The organism is Colwellia sp. MB02u-10, assembly GCF_014077185.1.
GTDB lineage: Bacteria > Pseudomonadota > Gammaproteobacteria > Enterobacterales > Alteromonadaceae > Cognaticolwellia.
Genome location: NZ_JACGVK010000104.1, coordinates 244,086 through 269,453 on the forward strand (window position 1 = coordinate 244,086; position 25,368 = coordinate 269,453).

Sequence of the window (25,368 nt, forward strand, 5' to 3'; positions counted from 1 at the left end):
TTGAGTTTTCTCAAGTCTTTTTCTACATTAACTTAATCATAACGAGCAGGAGTTACTTTTCACTTAATGCCATTTTCAATTACCCCAGAACTCTTTAATTATATTGCTATTACCTTTGCCCGTTTTAAATGGCAACTTTTAGCCTGGAGCCTATTCTTTTTTGTGCTTTATATTGCTTTGCAATCACAAATTCAACTCAAAACCCCTGGTGTATTGGTTTGGTTAGCAATACTTATTTTATTTGTTGCGATTGAAAGCTTAGTGGTTTCAGCATTTATGTTTTTCTTTCAGGTGCTGCCCTCAACACGAGAAGAAAATGGTCCTTGGTTTAGGTTCTATCGAAGCATTGAATGGTGTGAAACAATACTATTTGCCATATTGCTGCCCTTGCCCATAGTATTGTTTATTTATGCCTTTCTGCGCTTGGCTATTTAGTTGCTTAGCTAGTTAATGGTTTAGCTATTGAGCAGCGCGATCATCTCATCTTCTGTTAAGACGCTAACGCCTAAGGTTTGTGCTTTGACTAATTTAGAGCCTGATTTTTCGCCAGCAACTAAATAATGGGTTTTGGCTGAAATACTGCCCGACACTTTTGCACCTAAAGCTTGCAATGCCGCTTTAGCTTCATTGCGGCCCATTTTACTTAAGGTGCCGGTGAGTACAAAGGTTTGATCTTTTAGCGGTAGTTCATCGTCACTCTTAGGTTCAATATCTGGCCATGATATAATATTTTTAAGCTCTTCAACGACTTCAATGTTATGCGCTTGGGCAAAAAAGTTAATAATATTTTTTGCCACTATCACACCCACATCGGGTACTTGTTGTAATTGTGCTTCGGTCGCCGATTTTATCGCGCTAAAATTAAGAAAATATTGTGCTAGATTTGCTGCGGTAGTTTCACCTACTTCCCGAATACCCAAAGCATAAACAAATTTTGCTAAGGTGGTGTTTTTTGCAACCTTAAGGCCTTTAATTAAATTATCAGCTGACTTTTGCCCCATGCGCTGCATGGTACTGACATCAAGTGTGGTTAATTTAAATAAGTCGGCAGGCGTTTTTATCAAGCCTTCATCTACTAACTGCTCAACTAATTTATCGCCTAAACCGTCAATATCAAGCGCCTTGCGCGAAGCAAAGTGCTTAATGGCTTCTTTACGTTGTGCCTGACAATATAAACCGCCAGTACAACGTAATACCGCCTCCCCTTCTGCCTTTAAAACCGCAGACTGGCAAACCGGACACAGGGTTGGAAAGCTAATAACTTGGGCATTTTCAGGGCGACGTTCAAGCACCACACTGACGATTTGCGGAATAACGTCACCGGCGCGACGAATGATAACAGTATCCTTTATCTGTATGCCTAAACGGTCGATTTCGTCTTGATTATGCAAGGTAGCATTGCTAACAGTAACGCCACCAACAGATATGGGTTTAAGGCGGGCAACCGGTGTTATTGCACCAGTTCGGCCAACTTGAAAGTCGACTGATTCCAGTATGGTTAGCTCTTCTTGAGCTGGAAATTTATAGGCGGTAGCCCAACGCGGTGCGCGAGCAACAAAGCCGAGTTGCTGCTGCAGGGCAATGTCATCGACTTTAAATACTGTACCGTCAATTTCATAACTTAAGGCAGCGCGTTGTTGTAAAATATCTTGATAGAAGGCTTCTACTTGCGTGGCATTTTCTAATAGTTTTACTTCAGGGCACATAGGTAAGCCTAAAGCTTTTATTTGGCATAAACGCTGATAATGAGAATTTTCCAACCAGCTTTCGTCAATACTTTTTCTGTCATTTTCACGGTCTGCTAGGTTTACTAAAGCGCCAACAAAGCCGATACCATAAGCATAAAAGCCCAAGTTACGTTTGGCGGTAATTTTAGAGTCTAACTGTCGTAAGCTGCCTGCGGCGGCATTGCGTGGATTAGCAAAACCTTTCTCACCTTTTTTTATCGCCTGTTTATTTAAAGCGTCAAAGCTGGCTTTTGGCATGAACACTTCGCCACGAACTTCTAAAATATCAGGAAAACTTGTCCCTTGTAAACGTAATGGAATAGATTTTATGGTGCGCACGTTTTCGGTAATATTTTCACCCACTGTGCCATCACCACGAGTAGCCGCTTGAACAAAAACACCGTTTTCATAACGTAAACTTACCGCTAAACCGTCCAACTTAGGCTCGGCGCAAATGGCAAAATCAAGTCTTGATTTTGCACCGCCTCGATTTAACCTATCGAGTAGTCGTTTAACAAATGCTTGCCATTCATCGGCTGAAAAAACATTGTCTAACGACAACATAGGTAATTGATGTGTTACTTGACTAAAAGATTTAAGCGCCGCCCCACCGATCTTTTGGCTAGGTGAATCAAGGGTTTTCAGTGCTGGGTGTGCGGTTTCTAAGGTCATTAATTCCCGCATTAGCCGGTCGTATTCAATGTCAGGTACACTGGGCTCATCAAGCACGTAATATTGATGATTGTAGTGATTGAGCAACTGACATATTTCAGTAATGCGTGTAGTAACCGTTTGTTCAGACATAATTTTTATTTACTTTGAGAGTGAGTTTTTACGGTCAATAATGTGCGGCAAGTTTACTAGTGCACATTATTGACCATGAAATTTATCGAGCAGAAATTTTTTACTGTGAGCCGATGCGACTCTTGCGTTCAAACTCGCGAATAAGGCTAATATAATGCTGTTCAGTTTGTTTGGTCATCACACTACGCTTGTGATCAAGTAATTGCCCATGAAACTCTACCGCCAGTTGTTTAGCCGCATTTAACATTTGCTCAAACACTGAAAAAGCATCACCTGGATTAGGTAAGGTCATAAAAAGGGTAATGCCTTGGGTGCTAAAGTTTTCCATATCATCAAGATTAAACGTACCCGGATTCATCATATTGGCTAGGCTAAAGGTCACTTTTCCATTACCGGCGTTGTCTTGATGACGGTGAAATATATTCATTTCGCCATATTTCATCCCTAAAGTCAGTAATGTGGGTAATAACGCAGCGCCTGACATCACTTGTCCTTTTGGCATAACAACCGAGAGCACGATAACTTGCGGCTCAATATCGATAGCGGCAGGTTTTTCACTTGCCGGTGTTGCCGACGGAGTAGGCTCATCTTTGTTAAGGGCAGCGGCTTTATTCACTAATATGTCTGGCTTTGCCTGTGTCACCGGTTGTTGATAAACCGGTTTAGTTTGCAGAGCTTTTTTTCTATTAGCTTCAATGGTGGCCGTTTTATTAGCGGCTGTCTCTTCAAAGCAGTCTTTGTCATAATCAGCTGTCTCTGACAAGGCTTGTTGCTTTAAATGCTCTGGTACGGCTTCAGTATCGTTGTGCAGAGCACCAAAATTTAGTCCTTGCTCTTGGCTTTTCTCGTCAAAGTCAGCCGGAGGAACATCATTTGGCATGGGTGCTTCGCTATAAAAATCTGCACTACCTTCAACACGATGAGACTTAACAGCAAGCTCATCATCTTGGGCGCTAGCGCCAACCACTTTTGGCTTACTCACCCCGTCTTGATCAAAACCTGAGCCATCAAACCCCCGTGGCTTTGATGCCACAGGATCTACTTTAGCTTTTAATTTATAAGGATTTTTTTGTTTTCTAATCGTCCAATAACCATGAATAAAAATAGCGACTATCACAATAGCACTAATAATAATTAATGTGTTTCTGAAATTATTTTCCATTACCTTGCCTATACTTCTGCCATGGCGATTGCTTCGTCAATATCAACCGCTACCATACGTGAAACACCGGGTTCAAACATAGTTACTCCGGTTAAATGTGACGCCATCTCCATGGCTATTTTATTATGACTTATATATATAAATTGCACTGTTTGCGACATTTCTCGCACTAGATTACAAAAACGACTCACATTTGCATCATCCAAAGGTGCATCCACTTCATCAAGTAAACAAAATGGTGCCGGGTTCAATCTAAAAATCGCAAAGACTAATGATAATGCGGTCAGCGCTTTTTCTCCACCAGATAATAGGTGAATTGTGCTATTTTTTTTACCTGGCGGTCTCGCCATGATGGTAACCCCTGTTTCCAGTAGGTCTTCACCGGTCAAGGTTAAGTACGCTTGACCACCACCAAAGACCTTGGGAAATAACACCTGTAGGTCTTTATTAACCTGATCAAAAGTCAGTTTAAACTTATGACGGCTTTCTTTATCTATTTTTGCAATTGCCGCTTCTAGGGTGCTTATTGCATTATTAAGATCTTGATCTTGTTGGTCAAGGTAACTTTTACGCTTGAATTGGCTTTCATACTCTTCAATAGCGGCTAAATTAATAGCCCCTAATAACTGTATATCTTTAGCCAATTTAATTAACTGCGCTTGCCAGAGCGCTTCTTTCGCATTGGCGGGCATGGCCTCAATGACACTATCAATATTTTGTTGTAACTCAGCTAGAATTTCCAAGCTACTTTCAGCTCTTAATTTAAAACCTTCGCTATCTAATTGTAAACGCGCTAACTGCTGATTAAGCGCACTAATTTTATTTTGACTGCTTTTTTGCTGTAATTCTAAGGTCGCTAAACGTGTTTGACTGTCATTCAAAGTTTGCTGATTAAATTGCAGCTTGTCATTAATGGCGACTAGGTTCTCGAGCCATTCGGGTAATTGTTGCTCAAACTCTTGTATTGGCTGACTGTTATCGGTAAAAACTTGGCTATTACTGCTCAACCTTTGGGTCAGTAAATTAACATTTTCTTGATTAGAGCCAATACTTTGTTCACCTTGCATACGCTGATTTTTAAGTTGTTCAACCACTAAGCTCGATTGATGTCGTTGTTGATACAATACTTGGCTGCGCGTTTGAATTTGCTCAATTGACGCTTGTAATCGTGTTTGTTGTTCAGAAAAATCATCCACGCTATCACTGCTGTCATCAGATACTTGTGCTATTTGTGCTTGAAAATCAGCTAACTTTTGTTTAGCTATATGCTCACTGTTTAGCAAGTCATCTATTTGCTCAGTTAATTTTTGCTGCTGACTTTGTTGTTGTTCACTCGCCTGGGCTTTTAATGAAATTAAGTTGTTAAGCTCATTAAGTTTAGCGTGTTTTAAGGTTATATTTTGACTAATAGTACTTTTTTCACTTGCTAATCGCACTTGCTGTGCGCTGGTTTGACTTTGCTGCTGCTCAGTATTTTGTTGTCTGCTCGATAAATCCTGAAGCGCTTTTTTCTCGCTGGCAAGCTGGCGTTGCAAGCTAATATAGTCGTAACCTTGTTCAAGCTTGCCTTTGGTTAGCATGTGATGATGCAACCAAGTGCCGTCTGGGCAAATAATACTTTGATAACTCGCTAAACTCGATAATTCTTGCTTAGCTTCACGATAATTTTCAGCCAGAAAAATAGTATTAAAATAGCGAGTTAGCGCGCTAACACCCCTCACTTTATTGGCTAAAGTATTCGCGTTAATTGTGCTTAACGCGATGCTATGTTTATCCATACTTTGATTACTACTTTGATCAGGGCTTTGATCAGAGCTTTGAGCCGAAATTTCAACGCTGTTTCGATAAACAAAACACAAGTTATCTGCCGTTAAGTTGCCATCCGTATTAGCGTTAGGCAAGGTTTCAATAACATGGCCTGCTAACCAATGTGATAATACCACTTCAACCGCCTGCTCCCAGCCATGAGCCACGTCAAGTTGACTTTGCAACGACACAACGTCAGTAATGCTTTGCTGACTAAACCATAGGGCTTGTTTTTCACTCCAAGGCGATGTATCAGCAAGCTTTACCTGCAATGCTGCAATCACTTGACTTTTAACCGTGTGCTGGCCAGCAGCTACTGCAAAGGTTTGACTTAATTCTTGAGACACTTGCTGCAGGTTTGCTGCTTTATCAGTGATCTGATCCTGTTGTTTTTGCAATTGTTCAATAGCGCCTGTTACCAGCGTTTTTTCTTGTACTAATGCCTGCTCAGCAGCCGGGTCTTGTTGTGGTAATAAAGCTATTTGCTGACGCAATTTAATGCTTTGCTGAGTAACCTGTTCAATAATGGTTTGTTGTTGAGTAATACGAGCATGTATGGTCAATTTTTGCTGCTGATTTTTGTCACGCTTTTGCTGATGTTGCTGCCATTGGTTTTGCAATTCTTTTTGTTCTACTTGCTGTTGCGCCAACGTTGTTTGACAAGTTTTTAACGCCGCCTCTGTCGCTTGCAGCTGCGGTTGTTGTTCATTTAATTGTGTATTATACAATTGCAACTGCGCTTGCTCGGTTAAAATTAACTGTTGTGCATTGAGTAATTGCTGTTGAGTGAGTTCGTTGTCGGTTTGACTTTTTTCTGACTGTTCTTTTAAGTACTTAACTTGCTGTTCAGCGCGAGCAATATTTTGCGTTACATTAAGCTTTTGCTGATGCAGTGTTTGATTATTATCATTGCATGCCTGCATGCTGGCTTTTAATTCAATCATCACTAAATCATTTTGACTTAGCTCAGCATTTTGACTTTCAACTTTACTTTCAAGCGCTAAAATTCGCGTTTGATGTTGTTGACGTTGCTGATCAAATTTTTGCCAGCGTAACACCGCCAGTTCGGCTTTATATTTGCGTTCTTGTTGTTTCAAGGTACGAAAGCGTTTGGCGGCTTCTGCTTGTTGATGCAATTTATCAATTTGTACATCAAGTTCCAGACGAATATCACTGAGCCGTGCTAAGTTTTCTCTGGTGTGACGTATTCTAGTTTCGGTTTCTTTACGGCGTTCTTTATATTTTGATATGCCCGCCGCTTCTTCAAGAAACACCCGTAACTCTTGTGGTTTTGATTCGATTAAACGAGAAATAGTGCCTTGTTCTATGATGGCATAACTTCGAGGCCCTAAACCGGTGCCAAGAAAAATATCAGTAATATCGCGACGCCGGCACTTTGTGCCATTTAGAAAGTAAGTATTGATACTCTCGCGATTAACGACTCGACGCACCGAAACTTGGCTTCTGTCGGCCATATCACCTTGAATGCGGCCCTGAGTATTATCAAAAACTAGCTCGACACTCGCTTGGCCAATAGGTTTTCGACTGGCTGCACCATTAAAAATGACATCGGTCATGGCTTCGCCACGCAGGTTTTTCGCAGAACTTTCGCCCAAGACCCAACGCACAGCGTCAATAATATTGGACTTGCCACAGCCATTTGGTCCAACAATGGCGGTCATTTGTTGTTCAAAGTGAACTTTGGTGGGATCGACAAAGGATTTAAAACCTGCCAACTTTATATGCTTGAGTCGCATTAAATCGAAAAACCTAATCGCAATATTTTGTTAGCTAAAATTAAAGCAAGAAACTCGCTAAATTTCTGTTAGCTAATAAAATTAGAATAAAACATCAGTAACTAACGTAACTGTATCAGAGATTGATGTACTTTGTAACATCACAATACTGTTCATATTAGCCGAAGGAACCTATAATCGGGCTATGAATATCAATTAGTTAGGTTAATAAAACAACAATGAACAATAATAATAAACCCCTTTTGGCCGATGGTGGTGCTGGATATTTTATCAAAGGCTTTGAGTTGATCCGCACGCCTGGCATTCGACGTTTTGTATTTGTACCCTTAGCGGTTAATTTGATTCTTTTTAGTTATGCTTTTTATTATATGTTTTTGCAGCTCGAAAGTTATATGCTGACCTTAGACGATTGGCTGGGCGAATCTTTTTCTTGGCTCAGTAGTTTTATTTGGCCATTAGCTGTGTTGTTTGTGTTGATTGTTTTTTCATTTATTTTCAGCTCTGTTGCCAATTGGTTAGCCGCCCCCTTTAATGGTTTGTTATCAGAGAAAGTTGAGGCGTTATTGACCAATCAACCCTTAAATAATGCTGGGGCTTTCGACGTTGTTAAAGACATTCCTAGAACGCTAAGTCGCGAGTTAACTAAACTGGCTTACTATTTACCACGCGCACTGGCTTTCTTTTTACTTTATTGGCTATTACCGGTTATCGGCCAAGTGCTTTGGTTTTTATTTCTTGCTTGGATGATGGCAGTTCAATATAAAGATTATCCGTTTGATAACCACAAAATTAGTTTTAACCACATGCGTCAAGCCTTGAAGCAACGCCAAGGCTTAAGTTATAGTTTTGGGATAACCACTGCCGTATTCTCGATGATCCCAATAGTAAACTTAGTTGTGATGCCTGTGGCTATTTGCGGTGCTACAGCACTTTGGGTTGACCATTATCGTGATGAATTTGTTGACCGTTCATAACAAATCAAATAACAATCAATAAGTTGCTAGCTTTTAAACGATAAGCCCAAACATTATGCATATTGTGATGTTTGTTTAAACGTGCGTTGACATGCGGTTCAATGCTCTCAACGAAGGTTTTACTATAATTTGACAGCAAAAAAATCAACGGGCACACTTAATACTCTACCTGTGTTATTAATTAAATGATCTAGATTACCGACTTTATTACAGCCTTTATTACAGCCTTTATTTAATGATTTGTCGTTCTAATGATTAAATAAACAAGCCTATCATGGCTGATTTTATTTAATATAAGTGATCATAGTCTTGGTGATCTAGGTTAAAATTTATCATTCATATTACATTCACATTACATTGAAATTTAAAAGGAACTGGCAATGCAATCACTGGGCTATATACCCCAAACCTCATTTTTATCCCGTACTTTATTACTGCTGATGTTAAGTTTTAGCATTAACGCCGCCAGTATTGAGTCAGAAACAATTGATATTCCGGTCATTGAAGGCGCGCACGTATTTGCCAAATTTGATGATAAAACACCTGTGGTGATCAATTACTTCACCTCAGTAACTGAAGATGGCGTAATAGCGTTTTATAATAAAAATTATGGTGAGCCGATTCAGCAAGAGCGTAAACGTGGCCGTTTAACTTTACACTACCAAAAAGATTTACAGCAAATACGTGTGGTTATTTCACAGCAAAACAAGCTGCGCCAAGTTGATATCATTGTTGATAAACGCACAGTAGAGCCATAATTATTTGTATAAAAAATTCAAAAGCTAATGGCTAGACATAAAAAACATCGCAAATAGCGATGTTTTTTTTACTTTCTATTACCTTAACTTTTGAATATTAAATGGCTAACTCGCTCATTAATTCAATCATTGCTCGCCACAACTGGACTTAAGTTGAACTTAATTTAACAAAATAGCGTCAACAGTACCCTGTGCTAATGGGTGGTAACCTGGACGTGCCTTTTTATATACCGCTTGTGCCCAACGCTTGCCTTTTGCAGATGTTGCCAACTCTTTATATAAAGGCACAATGAGTTTACGTCTACCTATTGATTCTAAGTAGTTTGCCATCGCCGGATACACCACGTCATAACCAGAGCGTAATGCTAACAAATACCAAGCATGAGCAACCTCGGCGTTGCTACTCTTGGTGAGGTTAAAGGCTTTATCTAAACTTGCCATACGCTGATTAGAAATACTCAAAGGCAGATTATTAATAAAGTGTAACCATTCATGTATGGTCCAATTTTGTGTCGGTATTTGCGCCAACTCGAGCTGATCACTGGTCCATTTTGAAATAGTATCATCAATTTTAATAAATGCATTTGAGCGTGGTTTAGGGGCGTAACTAGGTAAACCTTGCTCATAAATCCATTCATTGAGTTCGACATCACTCACGATATTGGGGTATTTATCCGTTAAATTAGCTTTTAGATAAATAACAAAGTTTTTGGTACCTAAACTTTGAAAGGCGTGATCATCAAAATATTGCATGATGAAGGTATCAAATTTGTCTCGGCCAAACTTTTCTTCTAAGTAAACTAAAAATAACTGCCCTTTGGTATAAGGTACGCCAGAAAAAGCATCGTCAGGGTCACGACCTTTAAGGTCGATATACAACTGAGTATCGCCTGGTGGTAGTTCAGCCATTTCATAACTTAAATTTTGTGCATCTAATGCGCGTTCCATTAAGGCTCTGTCGGCGCCAAATACCGCTTCCATAATACGATTTTCAACATAACTGGTAAAACCTTCGTTTAACCATAAATCACGCCAGCTTTCATTGGTCACTAAGTTACCCGACCAAGAGTGTGCTAGCTCATGAGCAATTAAATTGACTAAACTTTTATCGCCCGCAACGACTGTTGGCGTGATAAATGACAATCTTGGGTTTTCCATTCCACCAAAAGGGAAACTTGGTGGTAATATTAATAGGTCATATCGACCCCAACGATAGGCGCCAAAAAGCTTTTCAGTTTCATCGATCATCAACTGCGTATCATCAAACTCAGCGACGGCCCGATCTAAAATGTATTGTTCGGCATAAATACCGGTTTGCTTACTCATCGCTTTAAACTGTAAATCACCCACGGCAATAGCAATTAAATACGCGGGAATAGCTTGCGGCATAGCAAACGAATAATCGCCATCACGCAAAGCATTAGGTTTATTGTTCGCACTCATCACGGCTAACAAGTCATCTCTGGTGGTAATGCGAGCGTTGTAAGTCATGCGCACACTAGGCGTATCTTGCACTGGTATCCAAGAGCGGGCATGAATGGCTTGGCTTTGGCTAAACATAAAAGGTTTGTCTTTACCGGCGGTTTGCTCAGGAGATAACCACTGTAAGCCAGAGGCTTGCGGCAGTGAGTTATAATAAACTCTAATCATTGGCGTTTGAAAAGGTGTGTTTATGGTTAGCTTTGAACCCATCACATCATCACGCTTAGCCAACTGGTAAGTTAATTTCACCCACTGGTTACTGGCATTTTTTGCCATAACACGATGAATGTCTAAATCGCGAGTATCTAAATAAATATCAGCAACATCATCGTCCAGCCAGTTAAGGCTTAATTCAGCAAAGCCCTTTAATGACTTTTGCTCAAAATCAACATTCAAGTCTAGATAAAGGTGGCTAATTTTTACTTGGTCATAGTTTGCATAAGTTAATGCATCGGCTGCTTGCGCCGAGGCTAATTGAACCCAGGCAAGCTGTACAACGCAAAACGTAGTGGCAACAAGGCGAACTAAAAATTTCATAAATCACATCCAAAGCTAAAAAGGCCTGTAGGTTACAGTGAATCTACAGGCCTCTTCAAGTGCTATTTATTTTTAACCGCTTAAGATAAAGCTATGGCTGTTCCATGCGGATAACAACCCGACGGTTTTTGCCACGGCCGATAATGGTTTCATTAGAAGCTACGTGGCGCTTTTCGCCATAACCATTCGCTTCAATGCGACTCGCATCGATACCGCTGCTAACAATAAGTTCTCTGACCTTATTTGCCCGACGTTGTGACATTTTCAAGTTAGTGTTTCGGCCACCATAACTATCTGAATAGCCATCAATGAGCACTAAGTCTAGCTTGGAATCAAGTGCTAAGTACTCAACAATCATATTCATCCGCTTTTGTGATGCTTTAGTTAATTTATCAGAGCCAAATTGATAGTTAAGCACGGTGTAAGAAATATCATCAAAGTTAAAGTCTAGTAAATTGCTCACGCAACTGACAAAGGCTTGATACGCTTGCTGAAAACGTGCGGTAGATAAACCAACGGTAATTTTATCATCATCACTATACCAGTCGTTATAGTAAAATGTTGGGCTCATGCCCTGATCAAGTTCATTAAGCATATTCCAGGCAATTTTTTTCGGTAGACCGGGTGAGAATTGTTTATGTAGTGTCATATTCGCCAACGTTCTACCGGCAATGCCAGGTCGCCAATTAGGTGCTTCAGAACGTACTTCGGCTAAAGAATAGCTGTCAGGCAGACGCATCATTTCCAGTTCAAATTCCATATTCATTTTTCGGTTCGCCGAACTATAAAATTTGGCTTTACCATAACGTGGAATTTGATGTGATAAGGTGCATTGCAAGCGAGAATTATCGGTTAACTGCCAGCTAGAGTTTGAAATATCTGCGCGATATTGCCTAATCCCCGCATTTGTTTGGGCAATCAGTAATGATAATGTAACTAGCGTAATAGTTTTTTTCATAAAAATAATTTCATGTCAATTAAGGTAAATTTTATAGCGACATCTTTGCTATCGACAAAATCGTCAATAACTTTAACAGTTAATTAAAATATAGCCAAAAATAAATCCACCGCTTTTAGTTTTGGGTGATGTCTTAACCGTTTATTTCTGCGATAATCTCAAATAATATTTTTGCTAACCCGTACCCTTTGCCTTTATGTCTGATAATAAAACAGCGACTAACACCACTACTGAAAAATCACTATTTGCTCAACGCTTTCGAGGTTATTTCCCCGTCGTTATTGATGTTGAAACCGCCGGTTTTAATTCACAAACTGATGCCTTACTGGAAATTGCCGCAACTACACTGACCTTAGATGAAACTACTGGCCAACTAAGTTTAGATGAGACCATACATTTTAATGTTGACCCTTTTGAAGGCGCTAACCTAGAACCAGCAGCATTAGAATTTACCGGTATCGATCCCACTAATCCGTTACGTGGCGCAGTAGATGAGAAAAAAGCGATAACTGAAATATTTAAACTTGTGCGAAAAAAAATGAAAGCGGTTGGTTGCCAGCGCGCGATTATAGTGGCACACAACGCAGCCTTTGATTTAGGTTTCGTTAATGCGGTCACTCAACGTTGTTCAATTAAGCGCTCACCTTTTCATCCTTTTGTTAGTTTCGACACCACAACCTTGTCAGGCTTAGCATTAGGGCAAACGGTATTAGCAAAAGCCTGCGCAACAGCGCAAATTGATTTTAATAATAGTGAAGCGCATTCGGCATTATATGACACAGAAAAAACCGCTGAGTTATTTTGTTATATCGTTAATAAATGGCAACAGTTAGGCGGTTGGCCATTAATTCAACCCGAAGAAACTGCACAGGAAAGTTCTGCTGAAGAATAATTTTAACCCTATCGCTGTGCTACACATCTCAATAGTTAACGGGCTAAAATTAAAATAATGACTTTGCTTTTCGGCGATTATTGACCCTGAAAAGCAAATTTCTTAATGCTAGCATCATTAAAAGAAAAGCTAAAAACTGTAAGCTGGGTAAACTGGTGTTTAATAACATAACCGTAGCAAAAGCAAAGTAACTATAAGGTAGGTATTCGTAAAGCCATTCAGGTAAAGTGTTTTTGTTATTTGACTGCTTTTCATTAGCTTTATAACGGTCAAGGCGACGATAGCTTGAGCGAGTGACCAAGGTTGCACAACCCGCCAGATAGAATAAACCGACAGAGGCAAACACAGGCCAGGTATCGTAAGAAGCAATTAAATAGCCACAAACTAAAAAATAAGCGTACGGCCGGTTTTCATAAATGCATTTTGGATAAAACATCAACATTCCTTTGTGAGTTTATTTTTTAGCTGGTCTTTGCAGCATTAGCTAGTCTTTGTGGTAAAGAGTGATTTTTTCATACCAAACAAATTAATTCTCAGCGAGCTCGATATTAGCTTAGTTATAAAATGCTATTTTTCAATGGTTTTTATATGCCTTTTAAAATTTTAGCCACAAAAAAAGCCGCTAAAAGCGGCTTTTTAACTGATAAATTAACTTAAGCGTTAAAGTTTATCGGCGTTATCTTTAAGGTAAGCAGCAACACCTTCTGTCGTCGCTGTCATACCTTTATCACCTTTGTTCCAACCTGCAGGACATACTTCACCGTGTTCTTGGTGAAATTGTAAAGCGTCAACCATACGGATCATTTCATCAACGTTACGACCAAGCGGTAAGTCGTTAACCACTTGATGACGAACATTGCCTTCTTCATCTATTAAGAATGAAGCACGAAAAGCAACACCAGCTTCTGGATGCTCAACATCATATGCTTTACAAATCTCATGTTTAACATCAGCAACTAAAGTATATTGAACCGGACCAATACCACCATCGTTTATCGCGGTGTTGCGCCATGCGTTATGAGAGAATTGAGAATCGATAGAAACACCGATAACTTCAACACCACGGTTTTTGAATTCTTCAATACGGTGGTCGAAAGCTAATAACTCTGAAGGACATACAAAAGTAAAATCAAGTGGGTAGAAAAATACTACCGCTTTTTTACCTTTAATGGCTTGTGCAAGATTAAAGCTATCTACAATTTCACCTGATCCTAAAACTGCTGCTGCTGTAAAGTCTGGTGCTGCGCGACCTACTAATACACTCATTATATTCTCCAATTTTTAAAATAAATTTAAATTACTTAATGTTCACTCCACCTGATATGGTGGTGTTAGATGATAATTCAATAGTTATTCTGAACTTTCTGCTGCGCTATGCTTAGCGGCAGATTCAGTGATCAAGGTTTGTAATTCACCTTGCTGATACATTTCCATGATGATGTCACAACCGCCAACAAGTTCACCGTCAACCCATAGTTGTGGAAACGTTGGCCAGTCAGCATATTTTGGTAATTCAGCACGGATATCAGGATTGAGTAAGATATCAACATAAGCGAATTTTTCACCACATCCCATCAACGCTTGAGAAGCCTGTGAAGAAAAACCACAATTAGGTAATTTTGGTGAGCCCTTCATGTAAAGAAGGATGCCGTTTTCACTGATTTGTTCTTTAATGCGTTCGATCGTATCCATAATAACCTCAAAAATTAATACTTATTGTGCTCAGTACTTAAAGTAAAACTCATGAAAATAAACAGAACAATAAATACTAAAGCAAAAAACTTATATATTAAAACATAATAGCCTTGATAAAACCTATGGTAATACCTATATACATGAGTAAACTATGTAAGCTTTAATACTTGAGTAGTTTACTAGGTTTTAGAAAAACAAACTACCTCTTTAAATTTGCATAAGAATAATTTTTTATAATCACTATCTGGAGAATATAATGACTATCGAGTTACCCGCACTACCATATGCTATGGATGCACTAGCACCACATATTTCAAAAGAAACGCTAGAGTTTCATTATGGTAAGCACCACAATACTTATGTTGTAAAGTTAAACGGTCTTATTGAAGGTACTGATTTTGAAGGAAAATCTTTAGAAGATATCGTTAAAACATCAACAGCTGGTGTTTTCAATAATGCGGCACAAATTTGGAACCATACGTTCTACTGGAACAGCTTAAGCCCTAACGGCGGTGGCGAACCAACAGGTGCATTAGCAACAGCTATTGATGCAAACTTTGGCTCATTTGCAGAATTTAAAGAAAAATTCACTGCTAGCGCCATTAATAACTTTGGTTCAAGTTGGACATGGTTAGTTAAAAATGCTGACGGCAGCCTTGCTATCGTTAATACATCAAACGCTGCGACGCCACTTACTGATGAAGGTGTTACACCACTTATCACAGTAGATTTATGGGAACATGCTTACTACATTGATTACCGTAATCTTCGCCCTAGCTACATGGAAGCTTTTTGGGCCTTAGCGAACTGGGATTTTGCCTCAGCAAACTTCGCTTAATCGCTAAAGCAGATTAATTTCAATTTAAAAGGTCAGCATTCATTGCTGGCCTTTTTATTTGCCTTAAACTCAACCAATACACCTTGAAGTTGATCGTCTATTCAATAACATAGCTTCCTCACTAACACCCTGTGGTTACAATTATTTTCGCTATTATTTAACTGTTTTCGTAATTAACATCTAAACTTATACTAATTAAAATAATAATGATAAAAAAAGTCACATTATTATGTCGGGTTTGATAAGTAACATATCTCAAATGGTCGAATTATCAGCCTAGCCTGAAAGACTTATCTTCTGGAGGCAGTTATGAGTATATTTCAACATTTCCAATCACGCTACGACGAAGCACAAGAAGAGCGCTATTCAATTCAAGACTTTCTTAGTCTATGTCGTCATGATCCTATGACCTATGCTAGCGCAGCACAGCGGTTGTTAAAAGCCATTGGCAAACCAGACATGATAGATACCTCGAATGAGCCTTGTTTAAGCCGAATATTCTCCAACCGGGTTATTGCCCGTTATCCCGCTTTTAAAGATTTTTATGGTATGGAGGAAGCCATAGAGCAAATTGTGGCCTATTTAACTCATGCTTCACAAGGCTTAGAGGAACAGAAACAAATTCTCTATTTACTTGGCCCAGTGGGTGGCGGTAAGTCGTCATTGGCTGAAAAGTTAAAAGCGTTAATACAGCAAGAGCCGATTTATGTCCTGAGTGCAAACGGCAAACGCAGTCCAGTAAATGATCACCCTTTTTGTTTATTTGATGCCAATGCCGACGGAAAAATATTGCAACAAGAATACAATATACCCGCACGTTATCTCAGTACTATCATGTCACCTTGGATTGCAAAACGTTTGCATGAGTTCAAAGGTGATATCGCAAAATTTGAAGTGATAAAAATTTATCCTTCCATTCTTGACCAAATTGCCGTAGCTAAAACAGAGCCAGGAGATGACAACAACCAAGATATTTCTGCTCTGGTCGGTAAAGTAGATATTCGCCAATTAGAGCACTTTGCTCAGAATGATCCTGATGCCTATAGTTACTCAGGGGCTTTATGTCGTGCCAATCAAGGATTAATGGAATTTGTTGAAATGTTTAAGGCCCCCATTAAAGTATTACATCCGCTTTTAACCGCCACACAAGAAGGTAACTACAATCCGACCGAAGGCCTTTCCGCCCTGCCATTTAATGGTATTTTACTGGCCCACTCCAATGAGTCTGAATGGACAACCTTTAGAAACAATAAAAACAATGAAGCCTTTTTAGACCGGGTTTATATTGTCAAAGTACCTTACTGTATGCGTGTTTCTGAAGAAGTAAAAATTTATCGAAAACTATTAGAAAATAGTGAATTAAATCATGCCCAGTGTGCACCAGACACCTTAGAAACCTTAGCGCAATTCTCAGTGCTTTCACGATTAAAAGAACCAGAAAATTCAAGTATATATTCTAAGATGCGCGTGTACGACGGCGAAAGCTTAAAAGATACCGACCCCAAAGCAAAATCATATCAAGAGTATCGAGATTATGCCGGTATCGACGAAGGTATGTCAGGGCTTTCAACACGTTTTGCCTTTAAAATATTATCTCGTGTTTTCAACTTTGATCATTTAGAAGTGGCGGCAAATCCGGTGCATTTGTTTTACGTACTTGAGCAGCAAATAGAACGAGAGCAACTACCCAAAGAGATCAGTGATCGTTATCTAGCCTTTATCAAAGGTTACTTATCACCACAATATATTGAGTTTATCGGCAAAGAAATTCAGACCGCTTATTTAGAGTCCTATTCTGAATATGGCCAAAATATTTTTGATCGTTATGTCACTTACGCTGATTTTTGGATCCAAGACCAAGAATACCGTGATGCTGAAACCGGGCAACTATTTGACCGTGAAGCACTGAACAATGAGCTGGAAAAAATAGAAAAACCTGCGGGGATCAGTAATCCAAAAGATTTTAGAAATGAAATTGTTAACTTTGTCCTGCGTGCAAAAGCCAATAATAATGGTAAAAATCCTTTATGGACCAGCTACGAAAAATTGCGCACCGTTATTGAGAAAAAAATGTTTTCAAATACCGAGGACTTATTACCTGTAATTTCATTTAACAATAAAACCTCCAACGATGATCAACAAAAACATGATGATTTCGTTGAACGCATGATGACTAAGGGCTACACAAAAAAACAAGTCAGATTGCTTTCTGAATGGTATTTACGCGTTAGAAAATCTTCTTAGGTTGTACTTAGTACCTCTAAGTTAGGAGCATAAATGACAAACTTTATCGATAGGCGATTAAATAGTAAAAACAAAAGCACGGTCAACCGACAGCGTTTTATCAGACGTTATAAGAGCCAAATAAAACAGGCTGTTTCTGAGGCGGTTAATAAACGTGGCGTCACTGATATTACCAGTGGTGAAAATATTACCATTACTAAAAAAGATTTAAATGAGCCAGTTTTTCATCAAGGTAGTGGTGGCATTAAAGACCGCGTTCATCCAGGTAACGACCAGTTTACCAGTGGCGATCACATTGCTCGACCGCCAGAACAGCAAGGGCAAGGCGGCCAAGGTGATGCAAGTGATTCTGGCGAAGGCGATGATGACTTTGTCTTTACTATTTCCAAAGATGAATATCTACATTTACTTTTTGAAGATTTAGAGTTGCCTAACTTAGAAAAAAATCAGTTAGATAAAGTCACTAATTATAAAACTGTGCGTTCGGGTTATTGCGCTGAAGGCGCCGCTTCCAACATAGATATTGTGAAATCATTACAAGGCTCAATAGCGCGCAGAATTGCCATGACCGCGGATAAGCGCCGTAAAATTAAAATACTCGAAGCTGAGTTAACCTTGCTAGAGCAAGATAAACACGATAACACTCTAGCTAAAAATAAACTTATTACGGCCATTGGCAATCTTAAAGATAAAATCAGTAAAGTACCTTTTATTGACTCCTTTGATTTACGTTATCGTCATTACGCCAAACAAGCGCTGCCAACATCAAAAGCGGTGATGTTTTGTATAATGGATGTCTCAGGTTCTATGGATCAAGCCACTAAAGATATGGCTAAACGTTTTTATATTCTTTTATACCTATTTTTAACGCGCACGTATAAAACCATCGACGTGGTTTATATTCGTCACCATACCCAAGCAAAAGAAGTTGACGAACATGAGTTTTTTTATTCGCAAGAAACCGGCGGTACCATCGCATCAAGTGCTTTAGAGCTAATGATTGAGATAATGACGCAGCGCTATAACGAAAAAGAATGGAATGTTTATGGCGCTCAAGCATCTGACGGCGATAACTGGGCCGATGACTCTCCGCACTGCCAGCAATTAATGCGCGAAAGTATACTGCCAAAAACCCGATACTTTAGTTATATAGAAATATCTCAGCGTGCTCATCAAAGCCTATGGCAACAATATGCTCAACTTGCTGATACCGATGATGCTTTTTCAATTGAACACATTAAAACAGTGGCAGATATTTATCCGGTATTTAGAGCCTTATTTAAAAGAAAAAAAGTACAAGCCGCTTAGGAATTCAATACATTGGAGTTTTTATGACTAAACGTAAACCACTTGACGATAGCAGTGACTGGACATTTACTAAGCTTGAACAATACCAAAGTGAAATTGAGCGTGTTGCGCAACATTATCGTTTAGATACCTACACGAACCAAATTGAAGTGATCACCGCCGAGCAAATGATGGACGCCTACGCGGGTGTCGGCATGCCTATTGGTTATAATCATTGGACCTTTGGTAAAAGGTTTATTCAAACCGAGCAAACCTATAAGCGCGGACAAATGGGCTTAGCTTATGAAATTGTTATTAACTCAGACCCCTGCATTGCGTATTTAATGGAAGAAAACACCATGGCGATGCAAGCCCTTGTTATGGCACATGCTTGTTATGGGCATAACTCATTTTTCAAAGGTAACTATTTATTTAAGTCGTGGACAGATGCAAATTCGATTATTGACTACTTACTGTTTGCTAAAAAATATATTGCTGACTGCGAAAACAAACATGGTATTGACGAGGTTGAAGCTTGCCTTGATGCTTGCCATGCCCTAATGAATCATGGTGTTGACCGTTATAAACGACCACAAAAAATATCGATGGAAGCAGAATTAAAACGTCAAGAAGAACGTGAGACTTATCTGCAGTCACAAGTAAACATGCTGTGGCGAATTGGTGCAGATAATGAGACAGAAGGAAAAAAAACCAAGGCAACTTTTCCAACTGAGCCCCAAGAAAATATTCTTTATTTTATCGAGAAAAATGCCCCGCTATTAAAACCTTGGCAACGAGAATTAGTGCGCATTGTCCGAAAAATATCTCAGTACTTTTACCCTCAAAAGCAAACGCAAGTGATGAATGAAGGCTGGGCTTGTTTTTGGCACTACACTATCCTAAATCATCTCTACGATGAAGGCTTAGTAACAGATACCTTCATGCTGGAGTTTTTACATAACCATACTAATGTGGTTGCACAACTTGACTATAACAGCCGCTATTATTCAGGTATAAATCCCTATGCGCTAGGCTTTAATATGTTTATGGATATTAGGCGGATATGTGAAAATCCAAGCGAGGAAGACAAGCTTTGGTTTCCAGACATAGCCGGCAGTAATTGGCTTGATACTGTGCATTTTGCTATGGAAAACTTTAAAGATGAAAGCTTTATAAGCCAATTTTTATCACCAAAATTAATGCGAGATTTTAAACTATTTCATTTACACGATGACAGTGATAAAAACTACATTGAAGTAGGCGCTATTCATAATCAAAGTGGCTATCAACAAATTCGAACTATGTTATCTGACCAATACAATTTAAGTAACCTAGAAGCAAATATCCAAATTATTAATGCCGATGTTAGTGGCGATCGTTCATTAACTTTACGCTATATCCCGCATCAAAAAGTATCACTCGCCGACTCTAAAGATGAAGTATTAAAGCACTTATATTACCTGTGGAAATTTGATGTAAAACTGCTACAAGAGAATAAATACGGGGTTGACGAAATTATTGCGCAATGCCCAGAGCCAGATGAATTGGTACAAAAAAAGGCAACTATTTAGTTGCCTGATTTACTTTACATGATTTACTTTACATAATAACGTTAACTTCAAGTTATTGCTGCTTAGCTATTACTTATTCAGCAAGTTCTTTTAATACTTCGTCTTTTAGCTCAATCCAAAGTTTACCTGACTCAATACCATATTTTCTGACCGCAAATACAGCTTCATCGCATTGGCCCGCTTTAGCTAGTTCAATCAGTTTTTTATAATAGTTTCGTGATATTTCACGGCCTCGCGGATGAGAATAATACAAACTACCTAAACGCGAATACAAACCTCTGAAGCCATTTAGAATCAATAAATAAATAGAGTTTCCTGAGGCTACAACCAAGTCTTTATTAAGCTTGTAATCAAACTCTGCAAACGCTTCGCCAGTATCTTCAACATCTTCAATGGCTGACAATAATTCAATGGTTTTTTCTGGATTATTTTTAATTGCGCCACGGACATATATTGCACTAATATTGGTACGCGCCGACATTAAATTATCCACTAAATCAGGAATTCCTTCTTGATCAAGCTGCGCTAACGTTTCAAGAATGTTAAGGCTAGACGTTTCCCAGAAATTATTAACTTTTGTCGGCTTACCATGTTTAATGGTTAACCAACCATCGCGTGCTAAACGTTGTAGCACTTCTCTTAATGTCGTTCTTGTGACGCCGATAAGTTCTGATAATTCACGTTCAGCGGGCAAAATAGTGCCCGGTGGAAATCCACCATTCCAAATAGATTCTACAATATACTGCTCGGCAAATCCTGCTGGGCTGTTCGCTTTTATAACCATGTGGCTCCACATCACTTAAATTTGACTGTAATTGAAACAGATTGTACCAGAAGATCCAATGGACACAAGCGCAATAGAATTGATAATAATTGACTAGTGCCACTTAAGTCGATAATTCAGGCAGCTTGAGAATTTTTATCATTAAAATTTAGCAGCAGATTACAGCTAGGATTGTTTAGGCAGCTTAAGGGGATTCAAAATCCGGTTTCGAAAGAAGTGACGGTTCAAGTCCGTCCTGCGGTACCAAAATATGAAAGCCCTGATTCGAAAGAGTCGGGGCTTTTTGTTTTTTAAATTCAGAATTTTAAATCCATATCTTGCCTAGACTGTACAATTTCGTCTAGCTGTTATTTTTCATTGCCATTCTTATTTACTAGCAAGATAATCAGCATCATTGCGAATAAGGCCACAATACTCACCTGTAGGGGACCTGAAATGTTAACCCCTAACTTGCTGCCGTTAAGGATATCGAAGATATCTTTCAGTGCACCTATAGATATCAATGCCATTGAACCAGATAAAACACGGGTGAAGCGTTTACTATTTCGAGTGCGTATCTTTTCATACAGCTTGGCTGTTTCTGAAATAATTTCTTCTTGGCGATTTTGAATCTTATCTAAAGTGCTCTGAGTGCGGATATGGAGTTTTTCAAAATCCATATGCTTGAAGACCTTTTGGATCATACGTGTATGATCCGGAAAGGTCATCATACTACCTGCGCTTATCAAATCCAGTAACCAATGAGCATCGTTGGTGAACTGTTTGAGGCACTCCCCTTCAGTTTGTAACTTTTCTACACGTGATTTAAGCTTTGAAGCAGTAATTTTTTTATCGCTCAGCGTTGGCAATGCTTGATCTAAGCTAAATTTCAGTTGTTTATCTAACCGTTTATTGGTGAGCTGAAATAGATTATTAATGGCGGCAGCAACACCCATCATTTCGGCAGATTGTTCTATCACCCAATTAGGTTGTTGAAGTAGACCTAAAACGCACTCATGATGATTGGTATAAGCAAACTCTTCATGGTTATAGCAATCTTGGTTCAAGTTAAACGATTCTGAGTTCACTGTCCTAAGGCACCAGTCATCAACCGCACTTCGCAGCTCTCGTTGCTGCAGGACAAAAACAGGGTAAGCAAAATGTGATTTAATCGATTTAGCCGTGACTGCAGCGTACTCGCCATCGACACATTCAACTATCCGGTCCAGCAATGTGGATACGTAGCGATTCTCTGTTTTATTAAACGAGAGGATGTCAGAAACAGGTTTTTCATAATGATCAAAATTGCTATTGAGGCTATTGGCTAATTCGATAAAACGATTTTCAGCGAACTCTTCTAGTAAGCCCATATCTTGATTGTGCCAGCGCATTTTTTGGTCCATAGCAAATGGGGTGCCCAGTGACATGGCATGTCGAACGCCACTTGCGCTAACATTATTTAATTGTGCTTTTAGGTTTAGTGCAAAAATACCCATGGGATAATAAATCAACTCAACTGCAAAATTAAGATTGGAGTCTTTGCCGTTTTTATTGCGGAATGGCATAGTTAATTCTGGTAATTGCCATGAATAAATATCTTCAAAGTTTTTTGAAATTCCAGCCCAAATATCATTCAGCATATTGCGTTGAGGTGCTTCTGCTCCCCAGTCTTCAAGATAGAGTTTATGTGTTTTTGGTGCTTGGTCAACGATGTTTGATAGCGATTGCCTTAACTCTCGTGTCACCGTGTGATTGACGCAAGCAAAGTATGAAATATTAATTGCCCCACGTTCGACAAAGAGTTCTCCCGAACCTTTTGGCCTATTTTCACTAAAAAATCTTAACGATGGCCAAAGCGCTTCCAAATCCGTCGACATAATGTATTTGTCATCGTCGGTTAATGCCTTAACTGCTTCCAGAAACTTTGGCCGAAGCTTGGCCATTTGTTGAGTAAGGATTTCAGGATCTCCCCAGCGGATAGCACACAACTGGGCAATAATTGAAACGCCTGCACTAAAGTGACGATATGAACTGAACTCTTGCACTAAATGCTCAGAATATAATTGGCACTCAACGTCATTAAACTCAGCGGTTAGTTCGTTAATACATACTAAGTGGGCATCAATATTTTCAGCTGCTTGTGCCATCAACCATTCTTGACTGGTATAAATACCGCGATCGATATAGCAAATATCAACTTGAATTACGGCGAACTGTTGTAGCGTTTTGTTGAATGCACACGAGGGTAACGCTTTTAATGCGGTAATGCTTGAGCGCACTAATGTTTCAGCATGATTATACCAATTACTCTCTTCGACCTCGTGGCGAGCGTAGCCATAGCAAGCACAAAACAATAATAATATTTCATCGTTGTTAATGTTCTCGATACTTTGAGTGGTTATTGTGGCTTGGTCTTCTAATTGATTAACAAGCGTAAAAGCGGGAGAATTGTTGGCTTGTAACTCTGTTTTTGCCCAATGGAAACATTGTTCAAAATTTTCTGAGCGAATATATTCAAAAAACTTGGTTAAAATGATTTGTTGTCCGATGTTCTGCTCGAATGACATTAATTTTCCTTGGATAAGATACGGTTGCGTTGTTGCTCTAATCTTGGATCATCAGGCATCAGGTAATAGCTTTGCAAGAATATTTGTTCAATGATGTCAGCAAGTTGATATTTAGAGGGGGGGGGGTGTTTCGAGCTAGCGTGATACATCAATGCCATTGGCGTTGATTGCATATTATCATAATGGGGTGAAAGATATTCAACATTGAGCGTGGTAAACCCTAATTGCTTGTAAAAGTCTTCAGGTCCCGACTCGGCCTCGACTAATAACCATTTTAAATCAGCATTAGCATCGAAAAAATTAAACAATTCATTGCATAGCAGTTTGCCCAAACCTTTGCCCTGATGATGCGGCGCAATGAATAAATAACCTAACATGGCAAAAGACAAGGGCGAGTAAAGCTCAGTTAATGACATACCGAGCACTCGATTATCTTTGCACAGCAAGATGCATCGAGATTGTCCGTTATTAATAGCTTGTTCAATGTCAACTATCGGCTCTCGCTCCCATTGAGGAAATATATCGCAATACAACGCAATAGCCTCTTGCCAGAGTGGACCCTCGGCATGTGTAAGTTGTTTAGTCTGCATGAATTTAACTACTTCTGCTTTTTCTAAATAATATCAAAACTAGGCCAGAAATGTTTTTTCTTTTTTCAACAACAACCAGAGATTATGAATAAGGCCAAGCGGAGTATTGTCCTTCTATGTTTTTTATGACAATTCCTATAATCTCGGCTCTAGATATACTGAAAGCTATAGGAGAAACAATGATCGGTTTAATAGATTTTTCTCTGCACAACAAGATCACAAACTTAATGAGATTGGTATAAAATAAATAACCTATCCAAAAATTTTACTTTACAGATTTTTCTGTATCTGAGTCGATTCTTCTTCTCAGCAAGATAAACGCATTATGGACTTCCCACATTTACCTTCAATAGGTATGTCTTGGTCAAACTTCATTGGATATAATGCACGTAGCTCAATGCCGTTTTGGGATGGCATCATTTTGTTCTTCTTTCTCAGTATCTTTTGTATACCATTTTCTATCAATTCTAAAGGGGCGTACCAGAGATTTCTATTGTCATATTTAACAATATGTAGTGTTTTATCTATTACATATCTATTACATGTCTAGCAACTTGTTTAGCCATTTATTGAGTGTTTTAGAGGTAAATAATACTGGGATTAAGAGTACGCTCAGGAATTAACTTTTGCAAAGTATATGCAAAGTGTGTTTTTGGTATATTTAATTGTTTGAAATATAAGTGTTTGGCTTGGCACTATACTTTAATATAAGGCGACTGGCTTTTCATATCTATTCATCATTAACTATGCCATTTCACATCTCGCTCGACAGGCCAGTTTTGAATATTTCGAATTAGCACGTTATGGGTAACAAGGTAAAATAAGTTGAGGTGTCAACACACATTTTCAGCATCTAGTGTTATCGCGGCTAATGATATGTTACTGACCGCTAAAGAAACAACAGTTAAAGTGTATTCAAAATTGCTTAATTTGATTGTTTATTAATTACCGGTAGA

19 protein-coding genes are annotated in these 25,368 nt (G+C 39.0%); 8 read left to right on the top strand and 11 right to left on the bottom strand.

The window, feature by feature from the left end:
- The first annotated feature begins 66 nt into the window (after positions 1-66).
- Positions 67-435, top strand: a complete 369-nt coding sequence (locus tag H4J59_RS05165) for a hypothetical protein (RefSeq protein ID WP_182237377.1) — start codon at positions 67-69, stop codon at positions 433-435.
- A 20-nt stretch (positions 436-455) separates the two neighbouring features.
- On the opposite strand, the gene ligA is transcribed toward H4J59_RS05165, so the two are convergent.
- The 3 genes from ligA to smc form a co-directional block, all read right to left on the bottom strand.
- A complete protein-coding gene (ligA, locus tag H4J59_RS05170) occupies positions 456-2,531 on the bottom strand; it encodes an NAD-dependent DNA ligase LigA (RefSeq protein WP_182237379.1) in 2,076 nt (691 codons plus the stop codon).
- Positions 2,532-2,631: 100 nt separating this feature from the next.
- The gene (gene zipA / locus H4J59_RS05175) at positions 2,632-3,693 is read right to left on the bottom strand and encodes a cell division protein ZipA (RefSeq protein WP_182237381.1); all 1,062 of its coding nucleotides are present in this window, start codon (positions 3,691-3,693) and stop codon (positions 2,632-2,634) included.
- 8 nt (positions 3,694-3,701) lie between these two features.
- Complete coding sequence (smc, locus tag H4J59_RS05180; RefSeq protein ID WP_220469723.1) at positions 3,702-7,256, bottom strand: chromosome segregation protein SMC; 3,555 nt, start codon at positions 7,254-7,256, stop codon at positions 3,702-3,704.
- Between the two features lie 218 nt (positions 7,257-7,474).
- On the opposite strand from smc, the gene cysZ reads away from it, so the two are divergent.
- Both cysZ and H4J59_RS05190 read left to right on the top strand, forming a co-directional pair.
- On the top strand, positions 7,475-8,230 hold the full coding sequence (cysZ, locus tag H4J59_RS05185) for a sulfate transporter CysZ (protein WP_182237385.1): 756 nt from the start codon (positions 7,475-7,477) through the stop codon (positions 8,228-8,230).
- Between the two features lie 380 nt (positions 8,231-8,610).
- Positions 8,611-8,988, top strand: coding sequence for a hypothetical protein (locus H4J59_RS05190; RefSeq protein ID WP_182237387.1), 378 nt, complete (start codon positions 8,611-8,613; stop codon positions 8,986-8,988).
- Between the two features lie 159 nt (positions 8,989-9,147).
- Here H4J59_RS05190 and H4J59_RS05195 read toward each other — a convergent pair whose 3' ends face one another.
- Both H4J59_RS05195 and H4J59_RS05200 read right to left on the bottom strand, forming a co-directional pair.
- A complete protein-coding gene (locus H4J59_RS05195; protein ID WP_182237389.1) occupies positions 9,148-11,007 on the bottom strand; it encodes a M1 family metallopeptidase in 1,860 nt (619 codons plus the stop codon).
- Positions 11,008-11,098: 91 nt separating this feature from the next.
- On the bottom strand, positions 11,099-11,965 hold the full coding sequence (locus H4J59_RS05200) for an OmpA family protein (RefSeq protein WP_182237391.1): 867 nt from the start codon (positions 11,963-11,965) through the stop codon (positions 11,099-11,101).
- Positions 11,966-12,161: 196 nt separating this feature from the next.
- Between H4J59_RS05200 and rnt the strand changes: the two genes are divergently transcribed.
- A complete protein-coding gene (gene rnt, locus H4J59_RS05205; RefSeq protein WP_182237393.1) occupies positions 12,162-12,857 on the top strand; it encodes a ribonuclease T in 696 nt (231 codons plus the stop codon).
- 49 nt (positions 12,858-12,906) lie between these two features.
- On the opposite strand, the gene H4J59_RS05210 is transcribed toward rnt, so the two are convergent.
- The 3 genes from H4J59_RS05210 to H4J59_RS05220 form a co-directional block, all read right to left on the bottom strand.
- On the bottom strand, positions 12,907-13,293 hold the full coding sequence (locus H4J59_RS05210) for a hypothetical protein (protein ID WP_182237395.1): 387 nt from the start codon (positions 13,291-13,293) through the stop codon (positions 12,907-12,909).
- A 224-nt stretch (positions 13,294-13,517) separates the two neighbouring features.
- Complete coding sequence (locus H4J59_RS05215) at positions 13,518-14,123, bottom strand: peroxiredoxin (protein WP_182135205.1); 606 nt, start codon at positions 14,121-14,123, stop codon at positions 13,518-13,520.
- Positions 14,124-14,207: 84 nt separating this feature from the next.
- Entirely contained in the window at positions 14,208-14,549 is a 342-nt protein-coding gene (locus tag H4J59_RS05220; protein WP_220469724.1) for a Grx4 family monothiol glutaredoxin, read from the bottom strand.
- Positions 14,550-14,808: 259 nt separating this feature from the next.
- Between H4J59_RS05220 and H4J59_RS05225 the strand changes: the two genes are divergently transcribed.
- The 4 genes from H4J59_RS05225 (at position 14,809) to H4J59_RS05240 (ending at position 20,492) form a co-directional block, all read left to right on the top strand.
- Positions 14,809-15,390 carry a Fe-Mn family superoxide dismutase gene (locus H4J59_RS05225; protein WP_182237397.1) on the top strand — a complete coding sequence of 194 codons (582 nt, stop codon included), beginning with the start codon at positions 14,809-14,811 and terminating at the stop codon, positions 15,388-15,390.
- A gap of 309 nt (positions 15,391-15,699) precedes the next feature.
- Positions 15,700-17,634: a PrkA family serine protein kinase gene (locus H4J59_RS05230; protein WP_182237399.1), complete on the top strand. Its 1,935-nt coding sequence runs from the start codon at positions 15,700-15,702 to the stop codon at positions 17,632-17,634.
- A gap of 33 nt (positions 17,635-17,667) precedes the next feature.
- Positions 17,668-18,942 carry a YeaH/YhbH family protein gene (locus H4J59_RS05235; RefSeq protein ID WP_182237401.1) on the top strand — a complete coding sequence of 425 codons (1,275 nt, stop codon included), beginning with the start codon at positions 17,668-17,670 and terminating at the stop codon, positions 18,940-18,942.
- Positions 18,943-18,965: 23 nt separating this feature from the next.
- A complete protein-coding gene (locus H4J59_RS05240; RefSeq protein WP_182237403.1) occupies positions 18,966-20,492 on the top strand; it encodes a SpoVR family protein in 1,527 nt (508 codons plus the stop codon).
- Between the two features lie 73 nt (positions 20,493-20,565).
- Here the strand turns inward: H4J59_RS05240 and fadR are convergent, their stop codons facing one another.
- The 3 genes from fadR to H4J59_RS05255 form a co-directional block, all read right to left on the bottom strand.
- Positions 20,566-21,276, bottom strand: coding sequence for a fatty acid metabolism transcriptional regulator FadR (fadR, locus tag H4J59_RS05245; protein ID WP_182237405.1), 711 nt, complete (start codon positions 21,274-21,276; stop codon positions 20,566-20,568).
- Positions 21,277-21,623: 347 nt separating this feature from the next.
- Positions 21,624-23,822 (bottom strand): hypothetical protein, encoded by a 2,199-nt coding sequence (locus H4J59_RS05250; protein ID WP_182237407.1) that lies wholly within the window; start codon positions 23,820-23,822, stop codon positions 21,624-21,626.
- On the bottom strand, positions 23,822-24,412 hold the full coding sequence (locus H4J59_RS05255; protein ID WP_182194226.1) for a GNAT family N-acetyltransferase: 591 nt from the start codon (positions 24,410-24,412) through the stop codon (positions 23,822-23,824). The genes H4J59_RS05250 and H4J59_RS05255 overlap by 1 nt, the downstream gene beginning before the upstream one ends.
- Positions 24,413-25,368: the final 956 nt, after the last annotated feature.